25 protein-coding genes and 5 pseudogenes are annotated in these 26,680 nt (G+C 67.9%); 16 read left to right on the plus strand and 14 right to left on the minus strand.

Annotated features, from left to right (window positions below):
• Window positions 1-50: 50 nt before the first annotated feature.
• Genes OG819_RS36285 through OG819_RS36300 form a run of 4 tightly spaced genes read left to right on the plus strand, consistent with a single transcriptional unit; the run spans window position 51 to window position 4,831 of the window.
• Window positions 51-1,196 carry a tyrosine-type recombinase/integrase gene (locus OG819_RS36285; RefSeq protein ID WP_266653358.1) on the plus strand — a complete coding sequence of 382 codons (1,146 nt, stop codon included), beginning with the start codon at window positions 51-53 and terminating at the stop codon, window positions 1,194-1,196.
• Window positions 1,193-3,700 carry a tyrosine-type recombinase/integrase gene (locus OG819_RS36290; RefSeq protein ID WP_266653360.1) on the plus strand — a complete coding sequence of 836 codons (2,508 nt, stop codon included), beginning with the start codon at window positions 1,193-1,195 and terminating at the stop codon, window positions 3,698-3,700. Before OG819_RS36285 ends, OG819_RS36290 begins: the two co-directional genes overlap by 4 nt.
• Window positions 3,690-4,286, plus strand: coding sequence for a DUF6262 family protein (locus OG819_RS36295; RefSeq protein ID WP_266653362.1), 597 nt, complete (start codon window positions 3,690-3,692; stop codon window positions 4,284-4,286). The genes OG819_RS36290 and OG819_RS36295 overlap by 11 nt, the downstream gene beginning before the upstream one ends.
• A 35-nt stretch (window positions 4,287-4,321) precedes the next feature.
• Window positions 4,322-4,831, plus strand: coding sequence for a hypothetical protein (locus tag OG819_RS36300; protein ID WP_266653364.1), 510 nt, complete (start codon window positions 4,322-4,324; stop codon window positions 4,829-4,831).
• Between the two features lie 42 nt (window positions 4,832-4,873).
• Here OG819_RS36300 and OG819_RS36305 read toward each other — a convergent pair whose 3' ends face one another.
• From OG819_RS36305 to OG819_RS36315, 3 genes and pseudogenes are all read right to left on the minus strand, one after another.
• On the minus strand, window positions 4,874-5,074 hold the full coding sequence (locus tag OG819_RS36305; protein ID WP_266653366.1) for a hypothetical protein: 201 nt from the start codon (window positions 5,072-5,074) through the stop codon (window positions 4,874-4,876).
• 250 nt (window positions 5,075-5,324) lie between these two features.
• Window positions 5,325-5,645 (minus strand): annotated as a pseudogene (locus OG819_RS36310) (sugar nucleotide-binding protein); the annotation flags it as partial.
• Window positions 5,646-6,093: 448 nt separating this feature from the next.
• The gene (locus OG819_RS36315) at window positions 6,094-6,645 is read right to left on the minus strand and encodes a YciI family protein (RefSeq protein ID WP_266633626.1); all 552 of its coding nucleotides are present in this window, start codon (window positions 6,643-6,645) and stop codon (window positions 6,094-6,096) included.
• Between the two features lie 708 nt (window positions 6,646-7,353).
• Between OG819_RS36315 and OG819_RS36320 the strand changes: the two genes are divergently transcribed.
• Both OG819_RS36320 and OG819_RS36325 read left to right on the plus strand, forming a co-directional pair.
• Window positions 7,354-8,022 (plus strand): hypothetical protein, encoded by a 669-nt coding sequence (locus OG819_RS36320; protein WP_266633625.1) that lies wholly within the window; start codon window positions 7,354-7,356, stop codon window positions 8,020-8,022.
• 266 nt (window positions 8,023-8,288) lie between these two features.
• Window positions 8,289-9,398 (plus strand): FAD-dependent oxidoreductase, encoded by a 1,110-nt coding sequence (locus OG819_RS36325; protein WP_266653368.1) that lies wholly within the window; start codon window positions 8,289-8,291, stop codon window positions 9,396-9,398.
• 8 nt (window positions 9,399-9,406) lie between these two features.
• Here OG819_RS36325 and OG819_RS36330 read toward each other — a convergent pair whose 3' ends face one another.
• From OG819_RS36330 to OG819_RS36340, 3 genes are all read right to left on the minus strand, one after another.
• Complete coding sequence (locus tag OG819_RS36330) at window positions 9,407-9,652, minus strand: hypothetical protein (RefSeq protein WP_266653370.1); 246 nt, start codon at window positions 9,650-9,652, stop codon at window positions 9,407-9,409.
• A gap of 295 nt (window positions 9,653-9,947) precedes the next feature.
• Window positions 9,948-11,345: an IS1380 family transposase gene (locus OG819_RS36335; RefSeq protein WP_266624488.1), complete on the minus strand. Its 1,398-nt coding sequence runs from the start codon at window positions 11,343-11,345 to the stop codon at window positions 9,948-9,950.
• Window positions 11,346-11,605: 260 nt separating this feature from the next.
• Entirely contained in the window at window positions 11,606-12,157 is a 552-nt protein-coding gene (locus tag OG819_RS36340; RefSeq protein WP_266655611.1) for a hypothetical protein, read from the minus strand.
• Between the two features lie 168 nt (window positions 12,158-12,325).
• Between OG819_RS36340 and OG819_RS36345 the strand changes: the two are divergent.
• A pseudogene (locus OG819_RS36345) lies at window positions 12,326-12,463 on the plus strand (transposase family protein); the annotation flags it as partial.
• Between the two features lie 211 nt (window positions 12,464-12,674).
• Complete coding sequence (locus tag OG819_RS36350; RefSeq protein ID WP_266653372.1) at window positions 12,675-13,121, plus strand: hypothetical protein; 447 nt, start codon at window positions 12,675-12,677, stop codon at window positions 13,119-13,121.
• A gap of 58 nt (window positions 13,122-13,179) precedes the next feature.
• Here OG819_RS36350 and OG819_RS36355 read toward each other — a convergent pair whose 3' ends face one another.
• Window positions 13,180-13,563: a helix-turn-helix domain-containing protein gene (locus tag OG819_RS36355; RefSeq protein ID WP_266653374.1), complete on the minus strand. Its 384-nt coding sequence runs from the start codon at window positions 13,561-13,563 to the stop codon at window positions 13,180-13,182.
• Between the two features lie 74 nt (window positions 13,564-13,637).
• On the opposite strand from OG819_RS36355, the gene OG819_RS36360 reads away from it, so the two are divergent.
• Window positions 13,638-14,321 (plus strand): NAD(P)-binding domain-containing protein, encoded by a 684-nt coding sequence (locus OG819_RS36360; protein ID WP_266653375.1) that lies wholly within the window; start codon window positions 13,638-13,640, stop codon window positions 14,319-14,321.
• A gap of 172 nt (window positions 14,322-14,493) precedes the next feature.
• On the opposite strand, the pseudogene OG819_RS36365 reads toward OG819_RS36360, so the two are convergent.
• A pseudogene (locus OG819_RS36365) lies at window positions 14,494-15,003 on the minus strand (ABC transporter ATP-binding protein); the annotation flags it as partial.
• Window positions 15,004-15,158: 155 nt separating this feature from the next.
• Window positions 15,159-15,494 carry a MarR family winged helix-turn-helix transcriptional regulator gene (locus tag OG819_RS36370; protein WP_266635114.1) on the minus strand — a complete coding sequence of 112 codons (336 nt, stop codon included), beginning with the start codon at window positions 15,492-15,494 and terminating at the stop codon, window positions 15,159-15,161.
• A gap of 49 nt (window positions 15,495-15,543) precedes the next feature.
• Here OG819_RS36370 and OG819_RS36375 point away from each other — a divergent pair, with 49 nt between their 5' ends.
• Window positions 15,544-16,086 (plus strand): NADPH-dependent FMN reductase, encoded by a 543-nt coding sequence (locus tag OG819_RS36375; protein WP_266635112.1) that lies wholly within the window; start codon window positions 15,544-15,546, stop codon window positions 16,084-16,086.
• A 331-nt stretch (window positions 16,087-16,417) separates the two neighbouring features.
• Entirely contained in the window at window positions 16,418-16,855 is a 438-nt protein-coding gene (locus tag OG819_RS36380; protein ID WP_266635110.1) for a GNAT family N-acetyltransferase, read from the plus strand.
• A 443-nt stretch (window positions 16,856-17,298) separates the two neighbouring features.
• Here OG819_RS36380 and OG819_RS36385 read toward each other — a convergent pair whose 3' ends face one another.
• Window positions 17,299-17,973, minus strand: a complete 675-nt coding sequence (locus OG819_RS36385) for a hypothetical protein (RefSeq protein WP_266653377.1) — start codon at window positions 17,971-17,973, stop codon at window positions 17,299-17,301.
• 316 nt (window positions 17,974-18,289) lie between these two features.
• Window positions 18,290-19,402 carry a PP2C family protein-serine/threonine phosphatase gene (locus OG819_RS36390; RefSeq protein ID WP_266655436.1) on the minus strand — a complete coding sequence of 371 codons (1,113 nt, stop codon included), beginning with the start codon at window positions 19,400-19,402 and terminating at the stop codon, window positions 18,290-18,292.
• 87 nt (window positions 19,403-19,489) lie between these two features.
• Between OG819_RS36390 and OG819_RS36395 the strand changes: the two are divergent.
• A pseudogene (locus tag OG819_RS36395) lies at window positions 19,490-19,853 on the plus strand (DoxX family membrane protein); the annotation flags it as partial.
• 12 nt (window positions 19,854-19,865) lie between these two features.
• On the opposite strand, the gene OG819_RS36400 reads toward OG819_RS36395, so the two are convergent.
• Window positions 19,866-20,315 carry a MarR family transcriptional regulator gene (locus tag OG819_RS36400; RefSeq protein WP_266653379.1) on the minus strand — a complete coding sequence of 150 codons (450 nt, stop codon included), beginning with the start codon at window positions 20,313-20,315 and terminating at the stop codon, window positions 19,866-19,868.
• 77 nt (window positions 20,316-20,392) lie between these two features.
• On the opposite strand from OG819_RS36400, the gene OG819_RS36405 reads away from it, so the two are divergent.
• Both OG819_RS36405 and OG819_RS36410 read left to right on the plus strand, forming a co-directional pair.
• Complete coding sequence (locus tag OG819_RS36405; protein WP_266633621.1) at window positions 20,393-21,220, plus strand: SDR family oxidoreductase; 828 nt, start codon at window positions 20,393-20,395, stop codon at window positions 21,218-21,220.
• Window positions 21,221-21,400: 180 nt separating this feature from the next.
• A complete protein-coding gene (locus tag OG819_RS36410; RefSeq protein ID WP_266653381.1) occupies window positions 21,401-23,512 on the plus strand; it encodes an acyltransferase family protein in 2,112 nt (703 codons plus the stop codon).
• Window positions 23,513-23,693: 181 nt separating this feature from the next.
• Here the strand turns inward: OG819_RS36410 and OG819_RS36415 are convergent, their stop codons facing one another.
• A complete protein-coding gene (locus OG819_RS36415; RefSeq protein ID WP_266423967.1) occupies window positions 23,694-23,849 on the minus strand; it encodes a DUF6131 family protein in 156 nt (51 codons plus the stop codon).
• A gap of 77 nt (window positions 23,850-23,926) precedes the next feature.
• Entirely contained in the window at window positions 23,927-24,649 is a 723-nt protein-coding gene (locus tag OG819_RS58725) for a SpoIIE family protein phosphatase (protein WP_323138261.1), read from the minus strand.
• A gap of 236 nt (window positions 24,650-24,885) precedes the next feature.
• Here OG819_RS58725 and OG819_RS36425 point away from each other — a divergent pair.
• Both OG819_RS36425 and OG819_RS36430 read left to right on the plus strand, forming a co-directional pair.
• A pseudogene (locus tag OG819_RS36425) lies at window positions 24,886-25,758 on the plus strand (hypothetical protein); the annotation flags it as partial.
• Between the two features lie 29 nt (window positions 25,759-25,787).
• Window positions 25,788-26,396, plus strand: coding sequence for a cation transporter (locus OG819_RS36430; RefSeq protein ID WP_266655617.1), 609 nt, complete (start codon window positions 25,788-25,790; stop codon window positions 26,394-26,396).
• Window positions 26,397-26,680 lie beyond the last annotated feature (284 nt).

Here is a 26,680-nt window from a genome sequence, read left to right on the forward strand (position 1 = left end):
GAGATATCTGTTGGTTGTGAGGCACGTCTTGACGGTCAGTCATCGGTGTCATGAAGTTCCGTGCTGCATGCGCCGAGTCCCCGGTCGACGGGGGCCCGCTGTGGGTCGTGGTCGATGAGTCGTACCGGCTTCACCATGAGTCCTGCCTGTTCCTGGCTTCGTTGCGGGACATGGGTCGGTCGTTCAACACCGAGAAGGCGTACGGCATCCGTTCCGCTCTGCTGCTGACCTGGTGCTCCGAACGTGGCCTCGATTGGAAGTCGATCACGCTGCTCGACCTGGCCCGGTTCCTGCGTTGGCTGGTGGACGAGCCGCTACCTCCACGCAGCCCGCGGTTGTCGTCCCCGCCGCGCTTCCGGATGGAGAAGTCCGCGAACGCGGTGATGACCGGGGTCTGCGAGTTCTTGCGGTTCTGCTCGCGCAATGAGTGGGTGGACGCGGAGCTTGTGGGCCGGCTGTCGGAACCGAAGTACCTGAGCTGGCTTCCCCCGGGCAAGGATGCGGGCGAGGACGGCCAGTTCCGCACCGTGAGGACGAAGATCCTCAAGCTGCCGGAGCCGTCCGAAGAGGCCGTGGAGTATCTGCCTCCGGAGGAGGCTGACCAGCTGTTCCAGGTCGCCACGCGGGCCCGCGACCGGTTCCTGATCGCCCTGCTCGGCTGCACTGGAGAGCGGATCAGCGAGGCACTGGGACTACGCCGTCAGGACATGCACCTGCTCAGCGACTCACGGATGCTCGGATGCCGGGTCGAGGGCCCGCACATTCACGTCCGGCGGCGGGCGAACAACGCCAACGGAGCCCTGGCCAAGTCCCGCTTCGCCCGGGTTATCCCGGTGACCGAGGACCTCGCCGGGCTCTATGCGGACTACCAGCTCGAACGGGACGAGGTCCCCGAGGCGGCCGATTGCGACATGGTCTTCGTGAACCTCTTCCACGTCCCGCTCGGGCGACCGATGCGCTACGGCACGGCGAAGGAGCTCTTCGACCGGCTGGCGAAGAAGACCCAGCTCACCGCACGTCCGCACATGCTGCGGCACGGGGCGGCCACGGCCTGGGTCCGCGCCGGCGTCGACGAGGACGTGGTCCAGGACCTGATGGGGCACGTCTCCCGGTCCTCGCTGACTCCCTACTTGCACGCCAGTGACGCGGACAAGCGGGCGGCAGTCGAGCTGGTGGCAGCAGGGAGGCGCTCGTGACCAGTCCCGCCCCGATCACAGCGGAGCCGCACTCCGACGTCGTTCCCCTCGACCTGACGGCCTGGACGAGCTGGCTGCAGGACCAGGTCGATCCTCTCTGGCGGCCGGGCGAGTGGTCCCAGCAGGCATGGTTCTTCGACGGCGACGTGGACAACCCGCGCACCTCGGCCTCGAAGTGCGCCACCACCTCGTGCTGGACCGTGATGCCCTCCCGCAACCTGCTCTGCCGGCACTGCCTGGATGCTCACAGGATCAGCACGCTGAGCCGGGAAGAGTTCGTCGCCACCTACCAGCGGCCCCGACGGATCCGCACGAAATGGGGGTCCGAACGCGAGCCATGCGCTCTGGAAGGTCTCTCCGGCAGATGCGAACGGCCGGCCTACAGCGGCAAGATCTGCCGCACCCACTACTCGCGTTGGCGCCGGCGCCGGAATCCGGAAACCACAGTCGAGGAATGGCTGGCTGTCACCACTGCGGAGCCGCTGGAAGCAAGGCCGACCTGCATCGTCCGGGGCTGCTTCAACCAGCGAGTGGTCGCGGGACTCTGCGGCACGCACGTCCAGCGGTGGGACCGTGACAAGAGGGCGGGCGCGACCCGCGACCCCGAGCAATGGGCCCGGCAAGTGGCCACACGTCTGCTCACCCACCAGTTCACCCTGCGGGACCTGGAGGACCCTGTCCGCTGGGAGCTTCTCTACGCACTGCAGCAACGGGATGCCCGCGGCGGCATCATCGAGCCGATGGCCACCCGCCATCTGACCCGCCGGCTGGAGGGCGTCCCGAGCCTGCTGACGGTGGACGTCGCGGCCTTCATCGAGGGGATCTACCAGCACCACAACCTCGCGGCCTTGATCCGGGAGACCGTTCGAGGCCTGCGCCGAGCCTCTCTGTCGTTCCGCGGCCTGACGCCCACCGATGCCGACACGTGGGACCTGGGCTGGATGAATCTGCGGTCCCCGGCGCTGGGCGGGCGCCGCAGCCGCCCGGGGCAGGTCGACGCTTCCGCCATCCGCCAGCCGTGGCTCCGAGAGGTGATCAAGACATGGGCCACCACGGTCAGCTTGGACAGTGGCAAGTTCAAGCAGGTGTTCGCTGCTTGCGTCGTCGCTTCCGATGCACTGCATGCACGGCCCGGCGGGGGCCAGGACTACACGAAGCTGCGGTTCGCCGACATGCAGGCGGTCTTCACCGCGATGAGCCGCATCCGACGCACCACCGATGACGAACTCGCCAGCCGAAACCATCGCCAGCAGTCGTTCGGCTACTTCATGGAAATCGTCGACTTCGGCCGCAAGACGGACATGCTGACCGGCATGCCCGGCAGCTTCGACCGGGACAAAACACTGGTCCTGCCGCCCGAGGAGACGAGCGAGGACGCCGCCGGCCGGGCCGTCCCTGAGCCCGTCATCGCCCAGCTCGATGCCCACCTTGCCCTGATGGGAGCCGGCTTCCGCTACGGCGAGATGGAGCCGGCCGACGTCGAGCTGATGATGCAGACGGCCTACTTGGTCCTACGTGATACCGGCCGCCGTCCCGTCGAGATCGCCAGCCTGCGGCTCGAGTGCGTGGAGACCCACGGAGTCGAAGACACCCTGATCTGGGACAACGTCAAGAAGCGCCGCTACGGCCGCAAGCTGCCGATCACCCGCGAGACCGCCGCGGTGATCAGGACCTGGCAGTCCCGTCGACGTCAGCTGGAGGTTCCCTCCCGCAGCCGGAAGTACCTGTTCCCGTCGATCACTGGCCGCAGCGGGATCGCGCACATGGGGTCCAACCTGGCCAACGCGATGCGGGACTGGGTCGCGGCCATCCCGGTGCTGCTGAGCGACGAACTGGACGAGCACGGCAACAGGCTGCCGTTCGACCGCTCGCTGATCTTCCTCTACGCGTTCCGGCACGCCTATGCCCAGCGTTACGCCGACGCCGGCGTCCCCGTTGACGTGCTCAAAGAGCTCATGGACCACCGGTCGATCGTCACCACGATGTCGTACTACCAGGTGTCCCTGAAGCGGAAACGCGAAGCGATCACGACCATGCGGCAGCACACCATCGACCGTTCCGGACGGCCGGCACCGTTCACCAGCACCGCCGACTACGAGGCGCAATCGGTCGCCGTCCCGTTCGGCAACTGTCGCGAGCCCAGCAACGTCAAGGCGGGCGGCAAAGCCTGCGCGATTCGCTTTCAGTGCGCCGGCTGCGGCTTCTATCGCCCCGACCCGTCCTACCTGCCCGCGATCGAAGAGCACGTCAACGACCTGCGGGCCGACCGCGAGACTGCCAAGGCCATGGACGCCGACGACTTCGTCGTCCGCAACCTCGCCGACCAGATCACCGCCTTCACGACCGTCGCCGACACCATGCGTGACCGGCTCAGCAAGCTCCCCCAGGACGAGCGCGAGGAGATCGAGGAGGCCAGCGCGGTCCTGCGGAAGGTTCGCGCGACCCGGGACCACAAGCTGCTGCCGCTGACCGTGATCCGCAAGGACGCCCCGGATGCCTGCTGAGACATCCGAGAAGCCCTCCAGGACACCCGCAGACATCCTCAAGGCCGCACGTCAACGGGACAGTGCCGACAAACGGGGACGCGTCCTCAAGGCCGTCCAGGACATGCTCCGCGACAACCGCCGGATCACCTTCGCCGCGGTCGCCCGCGAAGCCGGCGTCTCCAGCTGGCTCGTCTATGCTCCTGGCCTGCGCGAACGCATCGATCAGGCACGAGCCCGACAGGCTGCCCAAGGCCACCAGGACCAGCGGAGCGGGCGGAAGGTCTCCACCGCCAGCGAGCAGACCGACCTGCTTCTCGCCCGACAGGAGATCAAACAGCTCCGAACCGAGAACGGACAGCTACGGCAACAAGCCCGCATTCATCTGGGCCAACAGGTCGAACAGCTAGGCAACCACGACCTGGTCAACCGCATCAGCGAGCTCACCGAGGAGAACCTACGACTCTCCACGGCGGAACGGCAGGCGACCACAGAGAACACACAGCTCCGGCAACGAGTCACCGAGCTCGAGGACGACCTGGCAGCTGCCCGCACAAGCCTCCGCCGCATGATCCGCAACGAGAATCGGTTGCCACCAGAGCGCTGAATCCCGCCGATCATCGGTTCTGGAATCATTCGCTCATGGAATTCGAACTCACGCCGCCCACCGGTCTCGGCGCCCTGGTCATCGGCATGCCCCGCGAGGCGGCAGACCAAGCGCTCGCCTCGTTCCGCGATTCCTCAGCGATCTCGGAATCAGACCAATTGGGCAGGTTCGTCTTCCGGCCAAGCGGCCTGATGGTCAGCATTCACTGCTCGCGCGGCAAGCTGGAAGCAATCGAGCTGGGCCGACCCGCCAGCGGCCAAGACATCGTCCGGTTCCGCGGCATCGATGTCTTCGGTCTGCCCGCTGCCGAGGTGGTCACCCAGCTGCGAGGGCTCGCCACGATCACCGAGGCCGAGGACGACCCGGCCTCCTTCATCGCACCAGACCTTCTTCTCAGCTTTTGGCGCCCCTTCGAAGCGGACGACAAACCCGACGAAGAACAGGGCTACTACTTCAGCTCGGTCCTCCTGGCTCGCCCCGGCTACTACGACACACCCGCTGAAGCCGCTGCCAGACTCCGCGCAGCTGGAGACCAGGAGCGATGACCTGACGGAGCTCGACTGGTGACGATCCAGCGTTGCCGCCCATCAGAGTGGAAGGGCCTCATTAACCAAGGTCTTCAACTCTGCCGGCAGATCAGGTGAGTCCCGCCAGTTCTGGGCGATCAGCAAGAGCGCGACCCACGCGCCACGCGCCTCAGCGTTCGGCTGCCCGGAGAAAACCGCGTCCAGCACCTGCCTAGCGAGACCGTCGACAACCTCATACAGGGCATCGGAGACCTTGCTCACGTCATCCAGAGGCGAGCCCGCAGCATGAGACGGTGCACCGTCGAGCCGGATGGTGACTGAGGCAGCCGAGTACGTCCTTCCATGGAGGAAGTCACGAAGGCTGCCAACTTGATGACGAGACGGCAGAAGCGGCTGATCAGGACTCTGAGACACCCCGTCACCCTATTTGAAGCGGGACCGTGGCTAACGTCCCTCACACAGCAGCGAAGCTCTGAGCTGCAACGACGCCACACAAACCCGAGATAACGACGGAGAACACCGCGTCGCTGGAGACATGGACCAGGCGGCAGCCTTGCTCGACGGCGGCCAGCGCCACGCGGACCGCGCCATCAGCGGTGACCGCCCAGTCGGAATTGCCGCTCGACGCGTTGACCACGACCGAGGGGGCCACGTCGGCAATCACCCTGGCGACACGCGCGGGGTCCCGGACGTCGAGCTGATGCCAGACGACACCTGAGTCCCTGCCGGGCCGGGACGCGAACGTCGCGGCCGTCTCATGCCCCGCCAGGGTGGCCTGACGGACCAGTTCGGTGCCCAGGAATCCGCTGCCACCGATGATCAGGACCGTCATGGACCGACACGGTAGCGAACGCGGGATCGGTGATGGGCCAAAGCCCCGCATCCAGCACGCGACCCAGATGTCCTCGTCGCCCGACCACTCGTGGAGCTCGAGATGAACGGTGGATCCGTCGTGGCTCCACCATTTGTCGGCCGGCCCGGTTGCCTCAGCATCGAGGGTCGGCAAGCCGGCATCGTCGACGCTCGGCAACTGGCCGGATTCGGTCGCGATGCCCAGGGTCACGTGGGGCCTGTGCCAACTGGGCATGGGCCTCCAGGCGCTGGCAGACGCTGCTGTTGATGATCCGGGGCCGCTCCGCGAGCGTCATGACGGTACGCCCATCGTGACGCCGATACCGGCTGTGAACCCGGGTGGCAGGATGCTCGCACTGGGGACACCTGGCCGGCGGAACGCTCCTGCGGTCAACCGCCAGGTGCCCTCGGCGTGGCTCATCCTTGGTTCATGACGGCCGCCCGCCGAACTGCCAGTCATGGACCTCGATGTCGGCATACGCCTCCTGGGTCAGGACGGCGCGTGCCGTGTCCGGGTTCGAGGCCCGGAGCAGCACCGCCGTACCCAGCCAGGTGGCGCCGTCGTCGGACAGCAGCGGCCCGTATGCGATCAGCCCGTCACGGTCGGGCGGCACGATGAGGTCGACGGCCTGCCCCGCGCCGAGGCCCAGCACCAGGTACCGGTTGCCACCGGTCCGACCACCGGGGAAATCCCACATCGTGCGCCCCAGCATGTTGCGCCACCTGCGCAGCAACACGTCCCGGTACGCGCCGGCCTGATAGTTGGGCTCGTCGAAGGCGAACGCGCGGGCAGCAGAGGGATCCGGCAAGTCGATGATGTGCACGCTACCGCTGGGCGTTTCGCCATCGCTGGTGAAGGTCGGACCGCGGGCGATCATCTCCTTCGCGTACCGGTCCATGTACGACCAGTGCTCTTCGAGCAGTTCGTCGCGTAACGTGGCCGAGCCCGGCCGATCGCGGTGATAACAGAAGAACTCCATGCTCAGAGACTCTCCCCAACGCACGACAGCATCGCAACGGGATTTGGCGAAGACGACCGCGCACTGCGACGCGCCGACGCTCCGTCAGACGGCATAGCCATCACGGACGCGCGGTCACAGCGGCTTGCTGTGACCGGAAATATTGGCCCCACCGTCGTACTGACGCGTGGCAGACTGCCGACATGACGATCCAAAGGGACGATGCCGCGTAGGTCACCCAGCGCCGTGCGCGCCGGCCGGCATCCCCGCGGCGGGGTTCGAAGGGCCAAGCAGATTCCCGGCCTTGCGCGGAGCTCGCAGGCAGCCGTGGCTCGACTGGAGGCCGAGGCCTTGTGGCCTGGGGCCGTCTTCGATGCGTTTGCCGTAGTTGTCGAGTTCCTGAAGCAACCAGGAAGACTGCTCTATGTCTCCTGGGCGGACTGCCCGTGCTGCGACGTGGTATCGGCGCGTGACACGCTCCAAGCCGCTTTGACCGGGCTACCGCCTCGGGCGCGTGCTGATCTGCGTGTGATCGTCGAAGAGTTGGATGCCCGGTTTCTGCGCCGGACACTGCCGGATCCGTTGTCTCCTGCCGGACCTTGGTGGCATCGGCGGCTTCGCGAGCGGTGACGGAGTGCGTGTCGCCCTTCGTCTTCGCTGTGGCGATGGTCGACCCCCGTGACGGGCCACTCATCCGTCAGTGTCAGTAGCAGGCGTTTGAATGCGCCCATGACTGTCTATGAGGTGACCGCCCAACTGCCGGAGATCGCGGTCGTTCAAGAACGAGCGCAAGCAATGGCCATGCTGGATGTGATCATGTGCAGAGAGCCCTCGCTGCGCTACTACTCCTTCGATCCCGTCTGGTCCGAGACGGAGAGTGTGGCGTCGATGGCCGACGGCTCGGGCAACGACTACTCGGTGGTGTTCTCGTCGGCTGGAGCGTTCGCACGCGGCTTCGACCACGAGTCGCCGATGACGCCTTGGGCTGAGGACCCGCTCCGTCTGTGGCCTGGTCTGGTGGACTCGGTCCCCGAGGTGTTCCGCCCGCTCCTGAGCGAGCCGGCCTTCTGCGAGCATGACGGGACCCTGAGGGCAACCGTGTGCTTCTGGCGCGAGGCCTCGGATGCCGGCTGGAAGAGCGGGGTCGTGGACCTTCCAGATGAGAACAACGGAGACGCGGACGGCGCGAGCTGGCTGTTCGACGTCCTCGTGACGGGGACCGCCGAGGCGTATCGGGAGTTCGCCGAGGAGTACTACGAGATGGCGCCAGATCTGAAGGCGATCCAGCACGTCCTGGACCATAAGCCGCTGGCTCAAGCCGTCGTCGGGCTGCTGAATGGCGAGCGCCGCCTTGCCGACCTTCACGCTCACATCGCCCAGATCGGATATCCGGCGTAGAGGCCTTGGCGATCACAACAGGTAGATCTCCAGGCGTAGTGAGACCGACCCCCTTGGCTCTGGCCGGAGTTCCGGATGCTGTTGGTGATCTTCACTCGGTGGGGTGAAGATCACCAACAGCATCCAAAGCCTGAGCCAGAACCCGTTCTCGCGCACGCAGCCAACCCGGTCCGGACCTGTTGACTACACGCGACCGCGCATGCTCGGCTTGTAACCAGTCGTATCTGCGCCACCAACCCCGCGAGAGAAAAGGGAGGCGGCTCGGCGTGGTCGAGCACGTAGTTGTCATCGGTGCCGGCCTCTACGGCGCGGCGGTGACTGCCTCACTGACGCGGAGGGGTGCTCGCGTCACCGTCGTGGACGCCGGTGCGCCGGCGGGCGGCACCTCCGGTGCGACGTTCTCGTGGACCAACTCCTGCGGCAAGAAGCCTCGGCCCTACCACGATCTCAGCGTCGCCGGCATGCAAGCCCACCGGCAACTGGCAACCGAAGTGCCTTACAGCGACTGGTACCACGAGGGTGGCAACCTGGAGTGGGCCGCCGATGACCCCGAACTCGAGGAACTGCGCGAGAAGGTCGACGGCGTCCTGAACTACGGATACGAGGCACGTTGGCTCAGCCGGGCGGAGACACTGCGCCTCGAACCGGACATCGACCCTGCCGGACTGCCCGCCGACGGGATCGCCTACTTCCCACGTGAGGGCTGGATCGAACCCACCCGCCTCATCGGCCACCTGCTCTCGAGCGCGGTCTCCCCTGGTGCCGAGCTGGTACGCGACGACCCCGTGACCCGCCTGGAGTCGACCGCCGGTCTGGTGCGCGCCGTCCGGCTCGCATCGGGGCGGCGGCTCTCGACAGATGCGGTCGTCAACTGTGCGGGGCCGCAGGCTGCCAGGATCGCCGAGCTCGCCGGTCTGGTTCTGCCGATGCGCAACACACGCGGTGTACTCATCTACACCTCGCCGGTCGCGGTCTCGGTGTCGCGCGTCATCCACGCCCCGCACGTCCACCTACGCCCGGACGGCGCCGGACGGCTCCTTCTGCACACCCCCGAGATCGACAGTGCCGCGTACGTGTCCGACGCCGGTGAGGTCAGAGTTGAGCGATCGTCAGTGGTAAGAGTGCTTGAGGCGGGTCGTGCACTGTATCCAGGGATCCGAGCCGCGACCGTGGAAAGCGTTCGGGTGGGTGAACGACCCATCCCCGCCGACGGCCTACCCGTCCTGGGCCGGGCGGTCGACCTGCCCAACTTCCATTTCGCCGTCTCACACAGCGGTGCGACGCTGAGCGTGCACGCCGGCGACCTGGTCGCAGCCGAGGTGCTCGGCGAAGATCGGGGCGAAGCCCTGGCCCCATTCAGGTTCGAGCGGCTTTGACCAGTGACTCAGCACTGGAACAGCACATCTGGCCAGGGGGGTGTTACGGCGGCCTCGACCTCGACGGAGCGCCCGCCGAACAGTACGGATATGTGAACCGGGCCTTCTCCGGCAAGGAGCGCGACGGCTTCATCGACGAGTTCGCGTCCCGCATTGCCTCCTTCGGCTTGCAGCCGATCAGGGACATCAAACACTTCGTCAACCTCGCCACGCAGCGACCGGAGGCCGAGTTCAAGGACCAGACGGATGCCCAATGCCGCTCCGGCACCGACGGGGAGTGGACAACTGCCCCACCCTGTGGATCCGGCATATCCACACGGACTCGGATGGTGTCTACGGCTCCCCGCGCGTACACACCGTACTCACCACTGGTCGGACCAGTCCCTTAGCCTTGATCCACCGACGTGGTCTGAAAATGATCTTCTGACTGATCCTGAGCCGGTTTCGGGGCGGTGATTGTGGGCGGGCAGGTGGCACCCGCTGGTCTGCCCAGCATTTCCACGTTGTTCGGTTCCGGTTGGGCCTTGGCGGGCGGGGTGGGCAGGGTCGTCAGGCGGGTCCGGGTGGGTCGTGGGCGGTGTCGAAAAGATGTGTCCAGGCGTGCTGCCAGGGCCAGTTGTGTGGCAGGTGCAGGGTGATACGCCGTGCGGAGCGGGCGATCCGGGCCGGAATCTGGACCAGGTGGGCACGGAGAGTGGCGGTGGTGGCCTTGGCGTGGAAGGCGGAGGTGAGCGCGCCGGTGGCCCGCAGCAGGTTGTAGGTCATGGCCCACAGGGTGAGCCAGGCGGCGTTGGCGTGGAAGTGTCCGGAAGGCAGGTGGGTCAGTGCGGAGGCTTTGCTGTCGGCGATGACCTGTTCGACCACCGCGTGGTGGCGGTGTTCCCGCTCGGCCTGGAGGGTGGGGGCGGGGTTGTCGGTGAAGAACGGGTGGTAACGCCAGACGGGGAACAGTTCGCCCTGCTCACCTACGACGGCGGGTTTGGCGAGGTCACGGACCCGGCGGACGATCAGCCGGGCGGTGACTTGCTCGCTCTTCTTGCGGCTCGCGAAGGCGGTGTAGGCGGGCATCTCGGCGACTTCGGCGTCCGAAATGAGTTCGCCGGTCTCGGGGTCTGGCACCGCGGTCGGGTAGGTGATCTGCTGCCATGCTTCGGTGGGAATGGCGAGGACGGCCCGTTTGATGGAGGGGTTCATGCCGGTGGTGATCGAGAAGTGGGCTCCGGCCCGGCGGCAGGCGGCGATCACACCGGCGTTGTAGAACTGCGAATCGGCGCGCAGGATGCGGGTGCCGGTGCAGCCGGCCTCCCGGGCGGTGGCCAGGGCTTCGCTGACGAACTTCGGGGCGCCGCGGGAGTCGGCTGCCTTGCCGCGGCGCATGCGGACTCCGGCGATCACCGGGCGGGAGCCGGGCGTGCAGATGGTGGCGAGCAGGGGGTGGAGGGTGCGGATGCCCTTGAACCGGCCGTACTCGGCACCCTGTTTGGCCCGGCCGTAGACCCGTTTATGGGTGGAGTCGACATCAATGAATGCCATCGCGTCGGCGCCGGGCAGCAGCGGGGTATGCGCGGCCAGCGCGCCAAGGAACCGGCGGTGAACGGCGTGCAGTTGGAGAGCGTGACCGTGGGTGAACGAGCGCAGGAACGTGCCCAGCGTGGACGGGGCACGAATGCCCGCGAACACGGCCGTCATCGCACCATGGCGCAGAACGTTCAGGTCGTCGATGCTGTCCGCACCTGCGGCCATGCCCGCGACGATGCTGGTGACCTTGGCGTCCGCCGCCGCCCCCGCGCTGTTGCTCGCGCCGGTCAGCTTCACGTTCTCGGCCACCAGACGCGAAAGACCGCCCCGCTCGGCCAGGCGCATCACCGGGACCAGCCCGGCATACGCGATCAGATTCGGGTCATCGAACGCAGCGGAGACCGCCGCCGATGTATGGGAAACTTTCATCTCGGAAGTGCCTTGCCGATCGTGCGTGCTGGAAGCCTGAAGAACTCCCATCATCGCAGGTCACAAGGCACTTCCTCGTTTTTCTAGCCGCTATCCACAAGACGCCGGCCGGTGGATCAAGGCTTAGGGAGGCATGATGGCTGTTGAAATTCCGCCCCTGAGGACTGTCCCGTAAATGATCTCCGGAGCGGTGGATGCCTGCTCGCGGTGGTGGTTACCGGGCACCGCCAGGGCAGGGCAGGGGTGGTGATGCTGACGCGTCAGTGCTGGTTGACCGGCCAGATGGCCGCCGGATCGCAACGGGCCGGGCACGCCAGCAGGTAGACCTCGTTACCCAGGAACAGCAAGTAGGTGTCGGCCCTGACGCTGTAGGGCTGTTCTGGCCGGCCGGGGTGGACGGCGAAGTCCATACCCTCAGGAACCTGGCAGACATACACCAAGTCCGCGCCGCACGCGCACCTGTAGTACTCGGGATACTGCGCCCAGGACGGGGTACCGCCCACCTTGAAAATCTGGGCCCCGATGTCCTCCCCGTCGGGGGTATCCACGAAAGGTCGCAGAGCCAGCGGCAGCGCGCACAAGGACGGTTCGGCTTCCGGGTCCGGCAGCGCCGCGCGGCTCTGAATCAGTACACGCCAGAACGGCGCCGGATAGGGCGGCTGCGGAGCGTCCCAGTACTTCGGCACGAGCCGACCATCAGCAAGCTGGGGGTCGGACGCGTCGTTGTGCGCACGACAGTGAAAGACAAGGAGGTGGTCTCCGCCGAAAGGCTCCAGGTCCCAGGGGATGTCGAACTGGAAGAACAGAGCCATCCGCTCACCACAGAAGCACTCGGGCCAGTCCTGGGCCTGGTCGAGGAAGGGCCAGCCTCCCACCGAGTTCCGCGCCGGGCGGACCAGCGGTTCGGTTCCAACCTCGACCGCGTAAGCAGGCAGCACAGTCCGTATCCTCCTCACATTGCGTTCGAACGTCCGTTCACAGCGTACTGGCGAACAAACTTGACGATGCGCCGGCTCGCACCGCCGTTCGGGGTGTCCAGATCGGCGGCGGACCGCATCATCGATCACCTCGGGCCGGTGCTCGCGCTCCAGCCCCGCAAACGGTTCGCCAAGAACACCGCACGCGCTGGTCAGGGCGTGTCCGGCGGATCATGATGACTCCCATGCAGGACGTGCCAGGCCGTGCGAGGACGGGGCAATCGCCTGATTATCATGACTTGCGCCTGTATACAGCGGCGGGAGAGGAAACATGGGCGAGGGAACTGATGGTCCGACGGCCAGGGCGGGAATCGTCAGCGCTTCACCTTCCGCACTGCGGCACCTTGGTGCCATGCATCTGAGCGGAGCCATACTCCTGCTCACGTTCTTGGTACCGCCGTTGTGGATGCTCGACGCCGCCTACGCGACCCCGCCAGGCGATCCCACCGCGGATACGCCGTTCGTCCTCCTCTTCACTGTGCCGCTGGCATGCGCAAGCTTCCATGTGCTGGTGCAGATCCCAGCTGGATTTTTGGGAGACTGGCTGGGCAGAAGCCGCACGACACTGGTCAGGTACGGGAGCGCGGTCGCGGTGGCAAGCGCACTGAGTTTGCTCCTCTTCTGGGGCCTGGGATGGAACAGTTGGGGCAGCATCCTGCCAGCGTGGGCTGTCGCCATGGTGCGCGGATCACTTGGTCTGGTCGGGTACATGTGGGTCATGCGGGCGCAGCCTGGATCCGTGCGGCACGGATGGACGCTCACCGGACGGCCTGACCTGCAAAATCCACCCGTCCGGTGACGGCAGTCGGCGCCCCCTCGGCCTGCTGAACGCACCTGGTCAACGGGGCGAACTCCCGTCAGATGATCGCAGTCCTCGAACGTGTCCGCGCCCCTCGACGTTCGGCTTCCTGGGCGGCCATGACCTCATCACCGTGCTCGAAGGCCCATGCTCCGACGGCGTCGATGGGTGCCAACAAAGTCCGCCCCAGGGCTGTGAGTTGGTACTCGACCCGTGGTGGAACTCCGGGATGTGCGTGTCGATCCACCAGTCCGTTGAACTGCAGGCGTCGCAGCGTCTCGTTGAGGACCTTGGGGCTGATGCCTCCGATCCGTTCCCGCAGTTCGACCGGGCGCTTGGGGCCGTCGCGCAATGCCCAAAGCACCACGGCGTTCCAGGTGTTGGAGAGAAGGTCGAAGGCAAGGCGGGCGCGGCAGTCGGCAAGGAAAGCGTCAGTCGTCACGTACCAAATGGTGCCCCACGGGCCACCTAGCGTCGTCCCGAACGGTCGAAGCGAACAGGGAGAGGGAACGCGTGATGAGAATCGGCGTACTGGGAACGGGCAACATGGCGGACGCACTCGCCACCCACTGGGCGCGGGCCGGGCACGAGGTGACCCTCGGGGGACGGAACGCAGTCGAGGCGGAGCGGCTCGCGACGCGCATCGGGGGCAGCGTGAAGCCTTCAAGTCTGCGTGCGGCGGCCGAGTTCGGTCAGGTGGTGCTGGCCGCGCTGCCCTTTGCCGCAGGGGTGAGCGTGGCACAGGAGCTGCGGGCGGCCCTGGACGGCAAGGTGCTGCTCGACTGTTCCAATCCTGTAGGGCCGGGCTTCCGGCTGCTGACGGAAGGAGGCCCTTCGGCCGCGCAGCAGCTGGCCCCGGCGGCACCGGGAGCCCATGTGGTCAAGGCGTTCAATCTCTGCCACGAGAACGTGTGGCGCATGCGGCCACCCGTCTTCGAGGGGCGGCCACTGGCCGTTCCGGTCTGCGGGGACGACCATGCGGCCCTCGCGCGCGTACGCGAGTTGGTGCGGGACGTGGGCTGCGAGCCCGTAGTCGGCGGCGGTCTCGAACGGGCGGGACTCCTGGAGGCGACCGCCGCGCTGTTCATAGCGCTGTGGGTCGGAGAGGAAGCGGATGTCCAGGCCATCGCACCTCCGCTGGCCTATGCGGCCGGACCGAGTCGTGAGCAAGCAGAAGGTGGTCGGAGGAGTTTCTGCTAGGAGTTCCTGGCGCTGGATTCCTCCTTCGCCGGGTGTATGTCCTGGTGCACTATGTCCGCGTACTCCCGCCACCGGCGGCGCGGTGGTCAGCCTCTACGGGCCCCGCATCGCAGCCGGCGGCGCGACGATCAAGGCAGGCGCCGTGGCCGCACCGTGTCCGTGGGCTGGGCGGTCAGTGTGTCTGCGCCTCCTGCGGGGGTGAGGGCTGCCAGGCGTGGGCGGGGACTACCAATGGGCCGCCGGTGACTGGGTCGGGGACGACGACGGAGGAGAGCCCGAAGACGTCCTGGACCAGATCGGCGGTGACGACCTCGTCCGGCGGCCCCTGGGCGACGATGCGACCGGCCTTCATGGCGACGAGGTGGTCGGCGTAGCGGGCGGCCTGGTTGAGGTCGTGGAGAACGGCGACGACGGTGCGGCCGCGCTCGTGGTTGAGCCGGCGGACGAGGTTCAGGACCTCCACCTGGTGTGCGATGTCCAGGTACGTAGTCGGCTCGTCGAGCAACAGCAGGTCCGTGTCCTGGGCCAGGGCCATGGCGATCCACACCCGCTGCCGCTGACCGCCGGAGAGCTCGTCCACCGGCCGGTCGGCGGTGTCGGTGTGTTCCAGCGCCTCGGTGACGGCCCGCTCGTCGGCCTCCGACCACTGCTGCCACCACTTCTGGTGCGGCTGGCGGCCGCGGGTCCTGAGTGCCGGGTGAGCGTGGTCAGGTGGTCAAGGCCCCTGCGCGGCCTACCGCAGGGATCGCCACACGTCCGGCGATCCGAGGTCGCCGCTCGGCGACGTCGCACCAATCGCTGCGCTGCCCGAACGGCCAGGAGCGTCCGTTCATAGGGTCAAGGTGTGATCGCCACGCGTTCGAGTGCGGCGGCCAGCGAGCCGAGGTTGTGACCGGTCGGGTTGTCCAGAACGTGCCATCGGATGCTGGCCAGATGGGCGGGCCAGGCCTCCTGGAGGCGGGCGAGGCCGTCGTCGGTGAGGACGGCGTTCCATCCACGCAAGTCTTCCTGACACTTGGCCCGTTGGACGAGTCCCTGCTTTTCGAGGCGGTTGACGACGCGGGTCATTCCACTGAGCGAGAGGTTGCAGGCAGCGGCGAGTTCGTTCATCCGCATCCGTCGGTGGGGCGCCTCGGACAGGAACATGAGGGGGGTGTACTCGGAGTGGGGCAGTACTCAGTCACCGACCATGTCCGCGTCCACCAGTCGTGGCAGCGCCGTCATGACATGTCCCAGGGCGCGCACGAGCGTTTCCTCGGTCCGGTCCAAGGGGGTGCACGAGCTGGCCACGCGCCGCACCGACGCGCAGTACGAGCTCGTCGACCTGCTGGACTACAAGCTGCCGCTACTGGATGAGGCCTACCCGCCGGCGATGGGCCAGTACGGCCAGCCGCACACGCGGGAGTGGGCCGCGAAGATCGCCTCGTTCGACGGCTTCGTCATCGTGACCCCCGAGTACAACCACTCGGTGCCCGGCGCGCTGAAGAACGCCATCGACTTCCTGGCCGCCGAGTGGGCCAACAAGTCCGTCGGCTTCGTCAGCTACGGCTCCACCGGCGGCACCCGTGCCGTGGAGCACCTGCGCCTGATCGCCGGTGAGCTGCAGACGGCGGACGTCCGCTCCCAGGTGGCGCTCTCCCTTTTCACCGACTTCGAGAACTTCAGCGTCTGCAAGCCCGCCGACAGCCACCGCGACGCCGTCACCTCCACCCTCGACCAGGTCGTCGCCTGGAGCAACGCCCTCGCTCCGCTGCGCGCCAGCTGACACAAGGAATCACGGAACGCCGCCGACCCATGCCCCGTACCGGCGTCCGCGTTCGGTACGGGACCCCGGGCCTGGGCCGCCCGTTCGAGCGACATGGGGACATGGGAAACGAGAAATCCGCCGATGTCGGAACGTGCCGCCTCCCCCGCGGGTGACCGGAGCGTTCTACCAGCTCGACGTGGCCCTCGGGTCCGGGACAGACCGCGTTGATCACGACTCCGGACAAGCCCTCGCGCGCGTCGCCGGCCGTGATCACGCCGCGGAGTGGCAGAGTGAGGCCGCTGTCAGAAAATAGGGACCGGGCGGCGGTCGGGTTGCCTTATTCCTGTTCGTGCCCGAGATCCAGCTGCTCCGTCCAGGCCACGCCCCCGCGCTACTTGCCTTCGAGCAGGAGAACCGGGCCTATTTCGCCGCGTCCATCCCTGACCGAGGCGATGACTACTTCGCTCGGTTCGACGAGCGGCACCGTGCCCTGCTTGCGGAGCAGGAGGCTGATGTCTGTTACTTCCACGTGTTGGTCGGCGCCGAAGGCGAGGTGCTGGGGCGGGTCAACCTCGTGGATGTGGCGGATGGCGGCGCCGAACTCGGCTATCGGATCGCGGAGCGTGGCGCGGGCCGGGGGCTGGCCACCTGGGCCGTGCGGGAACTGTGCGGCCTCGCCGCCAACAGCTACGGACTGACCGTCCTTCGTGCCGCGACCACACTCGACAACGCGGCATCGCGGGCCGTGCTGGCTCGATCAGGGTTCGCCGTCGTAGGCGAGAGGTAGCTCTCCGGTCGCCCCGGTCTGTCATATCTCCGCAGTCTCGCGGACTTCACCGCTCCGCCCGGTGCGCCGGCCGCCCGTTAGGGAGTGAGCTGGGCCTTGGTCGTCTGGTGGCTTGAAGGCTTCGGATCCAGATGATCGCTGCGCGAAGACCGCCAGATCACCCCCTTGAACTTCTCCCGCAGGCGTTCGGGATACGGGCCGAATCTGCCGCTCGGCAGGAAGGGCTCAATGAACTCTCCACGTGCTCGAAACCGGAGAGCCGGAGTGCGACGGTGCCCACTTCGGACGCAGCACGCGGCCATAACCCGATGCGTGCAGAGATCCCGCCAGGGCCTTCCGGCGGGTTTTCGTCATCTCACGCGCTCTCACACAGGTCTCATCGACTGTGTGGACTTCCCCCGTCGGGGATTTCGACTCGGCCGGTACGGGACCGGGGCACAGCGTCAGCTCACGAACTCTTCGTCCCCGTAGCGCACCTCGGCTCTGTTCCAGTCGACGCCGAGTTCGGCCGTGAACCTCTGGGCCACCGGCAGGTCGGCGAGCGGGGCGATGAGGACAAGCCGCCCGTCCAGGGTGACCGAGCCGCCGCCGAGCCGGTCGCGGGCCTCCGCGTCCGCGAGCAGGGCGTCGTGCAACCGGGTCCGGCTGACGCCGGGGGCCTGGATCTCGACCGCGTCGGTGTCCGGCGAGGTGCGCGGCAGACAGCGGAACGTGAGCACCGAATCCTGGTGGTACTGCTTGGTGATGACGTCGGCGATGTGGTGGAGTCCGTCGCGGCCGACCTCGTTGACGTCGAACTCGCGTGAACGCTCGTAGGTGGCCTTCTTCAGGTCGCCGGACCAGAAGACGCCGTCCAGGAGGGTCGAGGGGCCGGGCCTTGCGTCGTTGGCCCGCATGATCTCGCGCACCTCGTGATCGAAGCGCGTCAGGCGGGTCTTGAGCCGGGAGTCCGCCGGATCCGTGATGATCGCGGTGTTGTCGGTGGCGAAGATCTCGGCAGTGGGGCACCCCTGGGCCGGCGGGCTTGCCTGTGCGCTGCCCGCGCCCGCGACTCCCAGCGTCAGGGCGGCGACCGTGGCCAGGATGCGGGACTGCCGCCGCAAGATGACGTTGTTCATGCCGTGATCAACGAGCGTTGGCCGACTTCGTTGCCGAGGCGATCGACTCACCGACGTTGCCGACCCCGACGACACGTAGCTGGAAGACCGGGCCGCGGCCCGAGAATTGCGCAGAGATGCCCGGGCTGGGCGTCGACAGCAACTACCTGAAGCCTGGCTGGGGGCGCCGACCGGGGAGGGGCGCGCCGGCGCGCTGTCACTTCATGGGCGCCGATGTCCGCGCACCAGGGTGGCGTTTGCCTTCCACCTGGCGGGCAGCTGCGCGACCGGCAGGCCCCGTCCGCGGCATCGGGTCGGCTAGGGCCTGTCCGGCGGATCAAGTCGCTGGGCCCGGGGCCTGGGTATTCGGGCACCTCACCGCGAGGGCCGCGATGTCGTCGCCGAGCCTTCCGCCACTGTGGTGGAGCAGATCCCGGTGAAGCCGGTCGAGCAGCTCGCGGGGCGGCTTCGCGCCCTGCCGCCGCATCCAGTCCGTCAGCGGGAAGAACTCGCCGGTGCGGTCCCGGGTCTCCGATACGCCGTCGGTGTAGAGCAGCAGCTGGTCGCCCGGGGTGAAGGCGACGGTGTCGACGAAGTAGTGGTCTCCCATGAGCGCCGCGAGATGGAGAGGCGGCGAGGGAGTGGTGGGGTCCAGGACGCGGATCTTCCCGTGGTGCGCAAGCAGCGGCGGGGGGTGCCCACAGTTGAGGAGTCGGACGTGGCCGCCGCCGTGCGGGATCTCGGCGATGAGAGCGGTGGCAAAGCGCTCCGGCATGTCTTGGGCCGGATACGCGGCGCTGTGGCGGTTGATGCTGATCTCCAGACGATGGACGACGCCTCTCAGGTCGGGCTCGTCGTACGCGGCCTCCCTGAAGCAGCTGGTCACCGCCGAGGCCGCCCCCACCGCGGACAGACCCTTGCCGCGTACGTCGCCGATGAGCAGCCGGACCCCGTACCGTGTAGCGGCCGCTTCATAAAAGTCACCGCCGATCCTCGCCTGTTGTTGGGCCGCCAGATACAGCGACTCGATCTCGACGTCGTCCATGCGGCGTGGCAGGGGGCGCAGCAGCACCTTCTGGGCCGCGTCGGCCACGAGGCGGATGTGGAAGAGAGCCTCCTCCCGCTGGAGTCGGACATGGCTCGCGTACGCGGCCGCCAGAGTGACCGCGACGATCGCCGCGGCCGTGTACTGCGTCCCCAGGTCGGTGTAGACGAAGCTGAGGCCGATCATGACCAGCAGGCAGAACGTCCCCAGCAGGATCGTGGGGAGCACGGGCCACATCGCCGCGGCAAGGGCGGGAGCGGCCGGCAGGAGTCGGCTGACGGCGATCTCCCTCGGTGTGGAGAACGCCAGGCAAGTGATGAGGAGGGTAAGGACCACCGGGGACAACGGGGCAGCTTCCCACCAGCCACCGCCGAGGGAACGACGGCGCCGCAGCCGTCCGGACATGATCACAAAATGCATCATATCGGTCGAAGCGGGCATTGAGCTTTGATGGAGCATCGGCTCGGTGCGCGTTGACCGCCGGGAGCCCAGCGGGGATTCGCCGCGCCGGGCTACCGTCCCGGAAAGGTCTACGCCGCCATAGGCGGCGGCTCCGAATTCCTGGGCGGCATCGGATTGGCTCCTGGGGCTGTTCACGCCCCTGGCGGCGGCCGCCGTGATCGGCGTGATGATCAATGCCATGGCGACCGTGACCGGGGCACATGGATTGCGGGAATCCCAAGGCGGCGTGGAGTACAGCGTGTGTATCGCCGTCGTCGCGCTCGCCCTCGCGCCCATCGGTCCGGGAAAGCCGACCTTGGACAGCCTATTCCCTTGGGACAAAGGCGGCTGGGCCGAAGCGGCCGTCGCCCTGTTCCTGGGCGGCATGGCCGCCGCGATCGCCCTCATTCTCTAGCCGTGACCGCCGTCAGTTCTTGAGTTTGAGGAGGATCCGGGCCAGTTCATCGAGTTCGGCCGGGTCCAGCCTGTCCGTCAGGACGGGCGCCAGGATTTCGCGGCGGGCGGCGTCCGCGCGCTCGAAGAGGTCGCGACCTTTGGGCGTGATGGTCACCTCGACGGACCTGGCGTCGAGGGCCGAAGGGGCGCGGGTGACCAGTTCGCGGGCCTGGAGGGCGTCGATCACCCGGGAGACCTGACTGCGGCTGATCAACGCGCAGGAACCGAGATCGGTGGCCGACAGCGGCCCGGCCTGGTGGTAGAGCCAGAGCAGTACCTCGAACCAGGAGGCCGGCAGGTGGAAGTCCCGCTCCAGTCGGGCGCTCGCGCGTGAGGTGAGGTCGCTGCTCACCCCTACGAGGCGGTAGTACGCCTGGTCCTCGACAGGCAGTTCGGCCTGCTTCAGCTTGATGTCGGTCACAAGCCGAGTCTACCAATTTGCGTGCACATACACGCAACTTTAGTATGTGCGTGTACACGCAACGATGGAGGCTCGTCATGAAGATCGCCCTTGTCACCGGCACGTCGACCGGGATCGGTCTGGAAACCGCCGTACTCGCCGCGGAGGCGGGCTATGAGGTCGTCGCGACCATGCGGAACACCGACAAGGCCGGAGCGCTGCTCGAGCGGCTGCCCGACGCCGACGTCCGACAGCTCGACGTGACGGATCCGAACTCCGTCAGGGCCTGCGTCGACGGTGTGATCGCCGACCACGGCCGGCTGGACGCGCTGATCAACAACGCCGGGGCCGGGCACCTCGGCACCATCGAGCTGGAGCGTGTCGACGACGTCCGCGACGTCATGGAGGTCAACTTCTTCGGAGTCGTCCAGACCACCAAGGCCGCGCTGCCGCACCTGCGCGCGGCCAAAGGGCGCCTGATCACGGTCACCAGTGTCGGAGGCGTGGTCGGCCAGCCGTTCAACGAGGCTTATTGCGCGGCCAAGTTCGCGGTCGAGGGCTGGATGGAGAGTCTCGCCCCGGTCGTCGGCAAGCTCGGTGTCGCGGTGAGCGTGATCGAGCCCGGCGCGGTGGCCACCGAGTTCGTCGCGAACGTGCGGGCCGACCGGGACATCGAGGCCCTGGTCGCCGGAGCCGGCGACTACCAGCCAGTGATCAACGCCTACCTGGCCCGCACCCAGCAGGCGTTCTCCGCGGCACAGTCGGCCCGCGAGTGCGCGGAGGTCGTCGTGGGCGCGCTGACCGCCGCCGAGCCCCGGTTCCGCTACCAGAGCTCCGAGTGGGCGGCCGGCTTCACGGCGGTCAAGCTGGCCGACGCCGACGGCTCGGCCGTACAGGCTCTCACCACGTCCTGGCTCGGGGCATGAGTCCGGAGGCCGTCCACCGCCTGACATCCGCATGGCGTGGGTCACCCCTCCGACCAGCGGGATCCACGGGCGCACGCCGGGGATTCCCGTGAAGTTGTGACGCTGTTCACCCCAACTCCGGTCAGCGGCCGGACAGTACGGCATCAATCCATGTCAGTCCCCGCAAGGAGTTACCCCCTGATGCCGAGCACCACGCCCGCCGAGATCCGTACCATCCCAGCGGGCGGCGGATCCGCACCACCCGAACGCCACTCCTTGCGGTGGGACATCCAGGGACTGCGCGCGGTGGCTGTCACGCTCGTGGTGCTCTCCCACGCCGGAGTGCCTCAGGTCAGTGGCGGATACGTCGGGGTCGACGTCTTCTTCGTAATCTCCGGCTTTCTCATCACGTCCCTGCTGCTGCGCGAACTCGCCACCACCGGCCGCTTGTCGGTCCGCACCTTCTACGCCCGCCGGGCGCTGCGGCTGCTGCCCGCGTCGTCCCTGGTCATCGCCGTCACGCTGGCCGGGTCGTGGCTGTTCCTGTCGAAGGCGCGGCTCGCCGAGTACGCGGGCGACGCCCTCGGCAGCGCGCTGTACGCGGTCAACTTCCGGCTGGCGGCGGCCGGTACGGACTATCTCGCCCAGAACGGTCCGCCTTCACCGTTCCAGCATTTCTGGTCGCTCGCCGTGGAGGAGCAGTTCTACGTGGTGTGGCCGCTGCTCCTGCTGCTCAGCTGGCGGGCCGCCCGCGGCCGGCGCCGACCGATCGCCCTGGCGCTCGGGGCGCTGTGCCTGGTGTCGTTCGTGATCAGTGTCCTGGTGACCAACTCCTCGGCGCCCTGGGCGTACTTCGGCTCCCCCACCCGCGGCTGGGAGCTCGGCGCCGGTGCGCTGCTGGCGCTGGCCACCGCCCGGCTGGAACGGCTGCCCGCCGCCCTCGCGGCCCCGCTGACCTGGCTCGGCCTGGCCTGCGTCGCACTGGCGGCGGTCTGGTACGACGACGCGACGTCCTTCCCGGGCTACCACGCCCTCCTGCCGGTCCTCGGCGCCGCGCTCGTCCTGGCCGGCGGCTGCGCGCCCGCCCCGCACGGCGCGGGGTGGCTGCTCGGGCGGCGTCCACTGGTGTGGCTGGGCGGACTCTCGTACGGCTGGTACCTGTGGCACTGGCCGCTGCTGGTCGTAGCCCCGATGGCACTGGGCCGTACGGACGGCACCGCCGAAGTGCCGCTCGCGCTCGGGGTGTGCGCGGTCGCGCTGGGTCTGGCCTGGCTGACGCTGCGCCTCGTCGAGAACCCGGTCCGCTTCCACCACGCGTTCCGGGGACGGCCGAACCGGGCCCTGGCGCTCGGGGTCGGGCTGTCGGCGGGGGCCACGGTGCTGGCGCTGACGGCGGCGGCGGTCCCGCCGACGATCGAAGTCGGCGGGCCCGCACCCGTACTGTCGCGGGAGCTGGCCGACGCGCCGGACCCGCAGGGGCGGCTGGCCGAACTCCTGGCGGCGTCCTCCGGAAGCCTGCCGAACAACCTCACCCCGGCTCTGCCGAAGGTGAAGTCCTCCCGGTCCGCGGTCTACCGGGACGGCTGCCACGTCGACTACGGCAGCACCCGTAATCCGCCCTGCGTCTACGGGAACCCCGCGTCCTCCCGGACCGTCGTGCTCTTCGGCGACTCCCACGCGGCCCAGTGGTTCCCGGCCCTGCAGGGCCTCGCGACGGAGCGCGGGTGGAAGCTGGTCTCGCTGACGAAGGCATCCTGCAAGATCGCCGCCGTGACCATCGTCAACCGCCACAAGCCGTACACGGCCTGCGACACCTGGCGTTCCAACGCCGTGGCGAGGATCAACGCCCTTCACCCCGCCCTGGTCGTCGTCTCCTCCTCGGACGCGGGCGATCCCGCCCAGCCCGCCGACGACACCCTGCGGCAGTGGACCACCGGCTTCAAGGACACCTTCCGGGACCTCCGCACCTCCGGCGCCCGCGTCGCCGCCCTGCTCGACACCCCGTGGCCCAAGGACGACCCAGTCGACTGCGCCGCCGACAACTCCCTGCAGTTGCACGCCTGCGCGAACCACCTGCCGGACGCGATCCACGATGCGACCCGCCAGAGAGCGATGCGCGGCGCCGCCGCCACGGCCGGCGCCGCGGTCATCGACCCCCGACCCTGGGTCTGCGCCGTGCGCACGGGCATCTGCCCGGTCGTCGTCGGCAACACCCCCGTCTACCGCGACGAAAGCCACCTCTCCGAGGCCTACGCCGCGGCCCTCGCTCCCGTCCTCGCCCCCGCCTTGGACCGCCTCGTCGGTTCGTCCTGAGCGCACCGGACCGCGCTGCCGTCCGACCGGATCGGCATGCGCGGCCCTGCCGACGAGCACGCCGCGCGACGTCGCCGCCGACCGTCTCGTCGCCCTGATCTAAGCCAAGGACCGCCGGCGACCGTGAGATCGTCGCCCGTCCCCGCCCGGGCGGCGACATCTCCTCCGCCTACGGCCCCAGTCACCAGTAGTGGCGGCGACCACCGACAGCGTGTCCGGCGGTGCCGAGGATCCATAGGACGAGTCCGATGATGACGAGGATCAAGCCGATCGTCCAAAGAATGCTGATGCCCGTCACGAAACCGACGACGAGCAGAATGATGCCGAGGACAAGCATGGCAACCTCCTGCAATGAGCCCCCCTCGTCCCTCCGTGTACCACCGCAGGGCAACTCCTAACGCGGATTCGACACGTTCAAGACGGTCGTTCCGGGGAAAGGCGCCAGGTCACGCGGCGTGACCGTACCTGCCGCGTCTCATGGTTCGCGGGTACGAGTTCGGTGAGCAGGAGCGTGCGGTCGTCCCCTCCGTCGTTGGTGGCCGACGTGCCGTGAAGCAGCCGCCGACACAGGGATTGCAGGGTGTCCGGGCCGGTGGTGCGCTCGGGGTCGACGCCGTCGGTGTCGAGAAGGGCGGCGAGACGGGCGATGCCCTGGTCGATGTCGGTGTGACGAGACTCGACCATGCCGTCGCTGTAGAGCAGGAGCAGCACGGGGTCGGGCACGTGCAGGACGGTGGGTTCGTACGTCCCCAACCCCATTCCGAGGGGCAGGCCTGGGCTGGTCAGCATGATCGGCCTGGTCCGTCCGCCCGGATCGCGGATCAGCGCGCGGCCGCGCTCTGATTCGCCATCGCTGCCGTGGGCCATCGGAACGCCGGGCATCTCGTCGCGCACGTAGATGTGCAGGAAGCCATCACCCACCGTCATGGTGAAAGTGATCTTTGTTCCACCGCTGTGAACGATGGCGTTGGTGACGAGCTCGGACGCGATGAGCTTGGCGTCATCAACCAGACCAGGCAGGCCGCAGTAGCGCAGCCGGGCCGCAGTCACCCGGCGGACCATCCTCACGCGGAGAGCGTCGGCATCGGCGATGCACTGCCTGGGGACGTGCGGGGAGACTCGGAAGGACAGCGCCATCAGGTCCCGGGCCACGCGTGCGCGCCCGGGCTGCGGACGCTCGTCACAGAAAAAGCTTGCTGGCGTGACGGGACCTGTTGTCACTGTTGGTGCGCTGGTCACCACTGCTCCCAAGGCCGAGATCGTTCGCTCTAACTTGGTAGAGGTAATCGCACGATCACTGTCTGCCGGTACCGTGGGAGATAGGTAGGACCGTGAACACCGTGAACGCCATGGAGCTGTCGGGAGTTGAGTACATGGCCACGAGAAACCGCACGCCCAACCCTGCCCTGAATAGGCTGCTTGAACAGGCACGATGGACTCGCACGCAGATGGCGCAGCAAGTCAACCGGCTCGGCCCGCAGGCAGGATTGAAACTGACGTACGACCGGACGGCCGTAGCGCATTGGATCGCCGGTACGCCGCCAAAACCGGAGGTCAGGCCCCTGATCCTTGAGGCCTTGTCCGCGCGCTTAGGCCGACCGGTCACGCACGCGGAGGCCGGACTTTCGCCCGCTCTGGCCGACGGCACCTCCCAACCGCTCGACACTGTGGAGGAGTTGATCGACTTAGGAAGGGCGGCTATGGACCCATCCCGTCGCGGCCTGTTGGGTGCGACCCTGTTCTCTGCTGCACTCGCCGTACCTGCGTTCCAGTCCAGGGCGCGTGCCGCTAGCGACCCGGTCACCCCGGGCAAGGCGACCACGCGCATCGGTGCCTCCCAAGTCGCTTCGGTGCGCTCAATGACCGAACGGATCGCGGACATCCTCGATGAGTTCGGCGCAGGCCACGCCCGCCCCATGGCGGCAGCGTTCCTCGTCAACACGGTCGGTCCGTGACTGCGAGCGGAGGCGTCCGAACCGGTGAAGACGGACATGCTTGCTGCGGCCTCCGACCTGACGTATCTCACTGGCTGGATGGCCATGTACGAGAAGGCTCACGGTCTGGGACAGACGTACTACGTCAAGGCGCTCAAGTTGGCCGATGAGGCAGGAGATCACGTCACCTACTGCCGGACCCTCCGCGGCATGTCGCTTCAGGCTGCGAACCTGGGGCACGGTCGAATGGCGCTGGAACTGGCGGACTCCGCAGCCGAGGCAGCACCGTCGGCCGGCCCTCGCCTGGTGGCGTTACGGATGCCTGCTGCCGGCCGCCGGGGGTGCGGGATGCGGCCTGGCATGCGGCCGCCCGCAAGGCGAAGCTGCTGTCGTGGCTGTCGCTGGGGTACATGGCGGCCGAGGGCGCGGTGGCGATCGTCGCCGCGGTGCTGGCCTCCTCGGTCGCGCTGCTGGGCTTCGGCTTGGACTCGGTGATCGAGGGCCTGGCGTCGGTGATCGTCGTGTGGAGGTTTTCCGGCACCCGGACCCTGTCCGAGACCGCCGAGGCCCGCGCACAGAAGGCCGTCGCCGTCACCTTCTTCCTCCTCGCCCCCTACATCGCCTACGACGCGATCTCCACTCTCGCCGCGGGCGAGAAGCCGTCCACCAGCTGGCTCGGCATCGCCCTGTCGGTCGCCTCGCTGATCGTGATGCCGCTGCTGGGCCGGGCCAAGCGCCGTCTCGGCGCCGTCCTGGACTCCGGCGCCACCACCGGGGAAGGCACCCAGAACCTGCTGTGCGCTTACCTGGCCGCCGCCGTCCTGGTCGGCCTGCTCGCCAACACCCTGTTCGGCCTGTGGTGGCTCGACCCGGTCGTCGGTTTGCTCGTCGCCGGCCTCGCCATCCGCGAGGGCATCGAGGCGTGGCGCGGTGAGGAATGCGGCTGCTGACCCCGGCCGACGCGCGCCGGGGCTACCCGGCGGCCTTACCGGTAACTCCTGCCCCCTCGTGAACGCATGGCCCGAGGGAGGGGCGACCGCCTCCAGGCACTGAGCCACCGCATCCGCGATGGCCTGCTCATCGGAATCGCCTGGGCGACGACGTGGGCGAGCAGGCCATCGCGGGCCCCACGCATGCGGCAGCCGGCTCGACAGCGGCTGCCTGCCTTCCGGCCCCACGGGCGAGAGTGCTCCAGCAGCCGGTAGCGATCGAAGCAGTCGAATGAGCCGCCACC

It is taken from the genome of Streptomyces sp. NBC_01549 (genome assembly GCF_026339955.1).
In the GTDB taxonomy this organism is placed as follows: Bacteria; Actinomycetota; Actinomycetes; order Streptomycetales; family Streptomycetaceae; genus Streptomyces.

Coding starts and splice junctions, on each gene's coding strand:
- OG819_RS36285 (WP_266653358.1), top strand. CDS start 51: ATGAAGTTCCGTGCTGCATGCGCCGAGTCCCCGGTCGACGGGGGCCCG.
- OG819_RS36295 (WP_266653362.1), top strand. CDS start 3,690: ATGCCTGCTGAGACATCCGAGAAGCCCTCCAGGACACCCGCAGACATC.
- OG819_RS36300 (WP_266653364.1), top strand. CDS start 4,322: ATGGAATTCGAACTCACGCCGCCCACCGGTCTCGGCGCCCTGGTCATC.
- OG819_RS36315 (WP_266633626.1), bottom strand. CDS start 6,645: ATGGAGTTCTTCTGTTATCACCGCGATCGGCCGGGCTCGGCCACGTTA.
- OG819_RS36320 (WP_266633625.1), top strand. CDS start 7,354: ATGACTGTCTATGAGGTGACCGCCCAACTGCCGGAGATCGCGGTCGTT.
- OG819_RS36335 (WP_266624488.1), bottom strand. CDS start 11,345: ATGAAAGTTTCCCATACATCGGCGGCGGTCTCCGCTGCGTTCGATGAC.
- OG819_RS36340 (WP_266655611.1), bottom strand. CDS start 12,157: ATGGCTCTGTTCTTCCAGTTCGACATCCCCTGGGACCTGGAGCCTTTC.
- OG819_RS36350 (WP_266653372.1), top strand. CDS start 12,675: ATGCATCTGAGCGGAGCCATACTCCTGCTCACGTTCTTGGTACCGCCG.
- OG819_RS36360 (WP_266653375.1), top strand. CDS start 13,638: ATGAGAATCGGCGTACTGGGAACGGGCAACATGGCGGACGCACTCGCC.
- OG819_RS36375 (WP_266635112.1), top strand. CDS start 15,544: ATGACATGTCCCAGGGCGCGCACGAGCGTTTCCTCGGTCCGGTCCAAG.
- OG819_RS36385 (WP_266653377.1), bottom strand. CDS start 17,973: ATGAACAACGTCATCTTGCGGCGGCAGTCCCGCATCCTGGCCACGGTC.
- OG819_RS36390 (WP_266655436.1), bottom strand. CDS start 19,402: ATGTCCGGACGGCTGCGGCGCCGTCGTTCCCTCGGCGGTGGCTGGTGG.
- OG819_RS36405 (WP_266633621.1), top strand. CDS start 20,393: ATGAAGATCGCCCTTGTCACCGGCACGTCGACCGGGATCGGTCTGGAA.
- OG819_RS36410 (WP_266653381.1), top strand. CDS start 21,401: ATGCCGAGCACCACGCCCGCCGAGATCCGTACCATCCCAGCGGGCGGC.
- OG819_RS36415 (WP_266423967.1), bottom strand. CDS start 23,849: ATGCTTGTCCTCGGCATCATTCTGCTCGTCGTCGGTTTCGTGACGGGC.
- OG819_RS58725 (WP_323138261.1), bottom strand. CDS start 24,649: ATGGCGCTGTCCTTCCGAGTCTCCCCGCACGTCCCCAGGCAGTGCATC.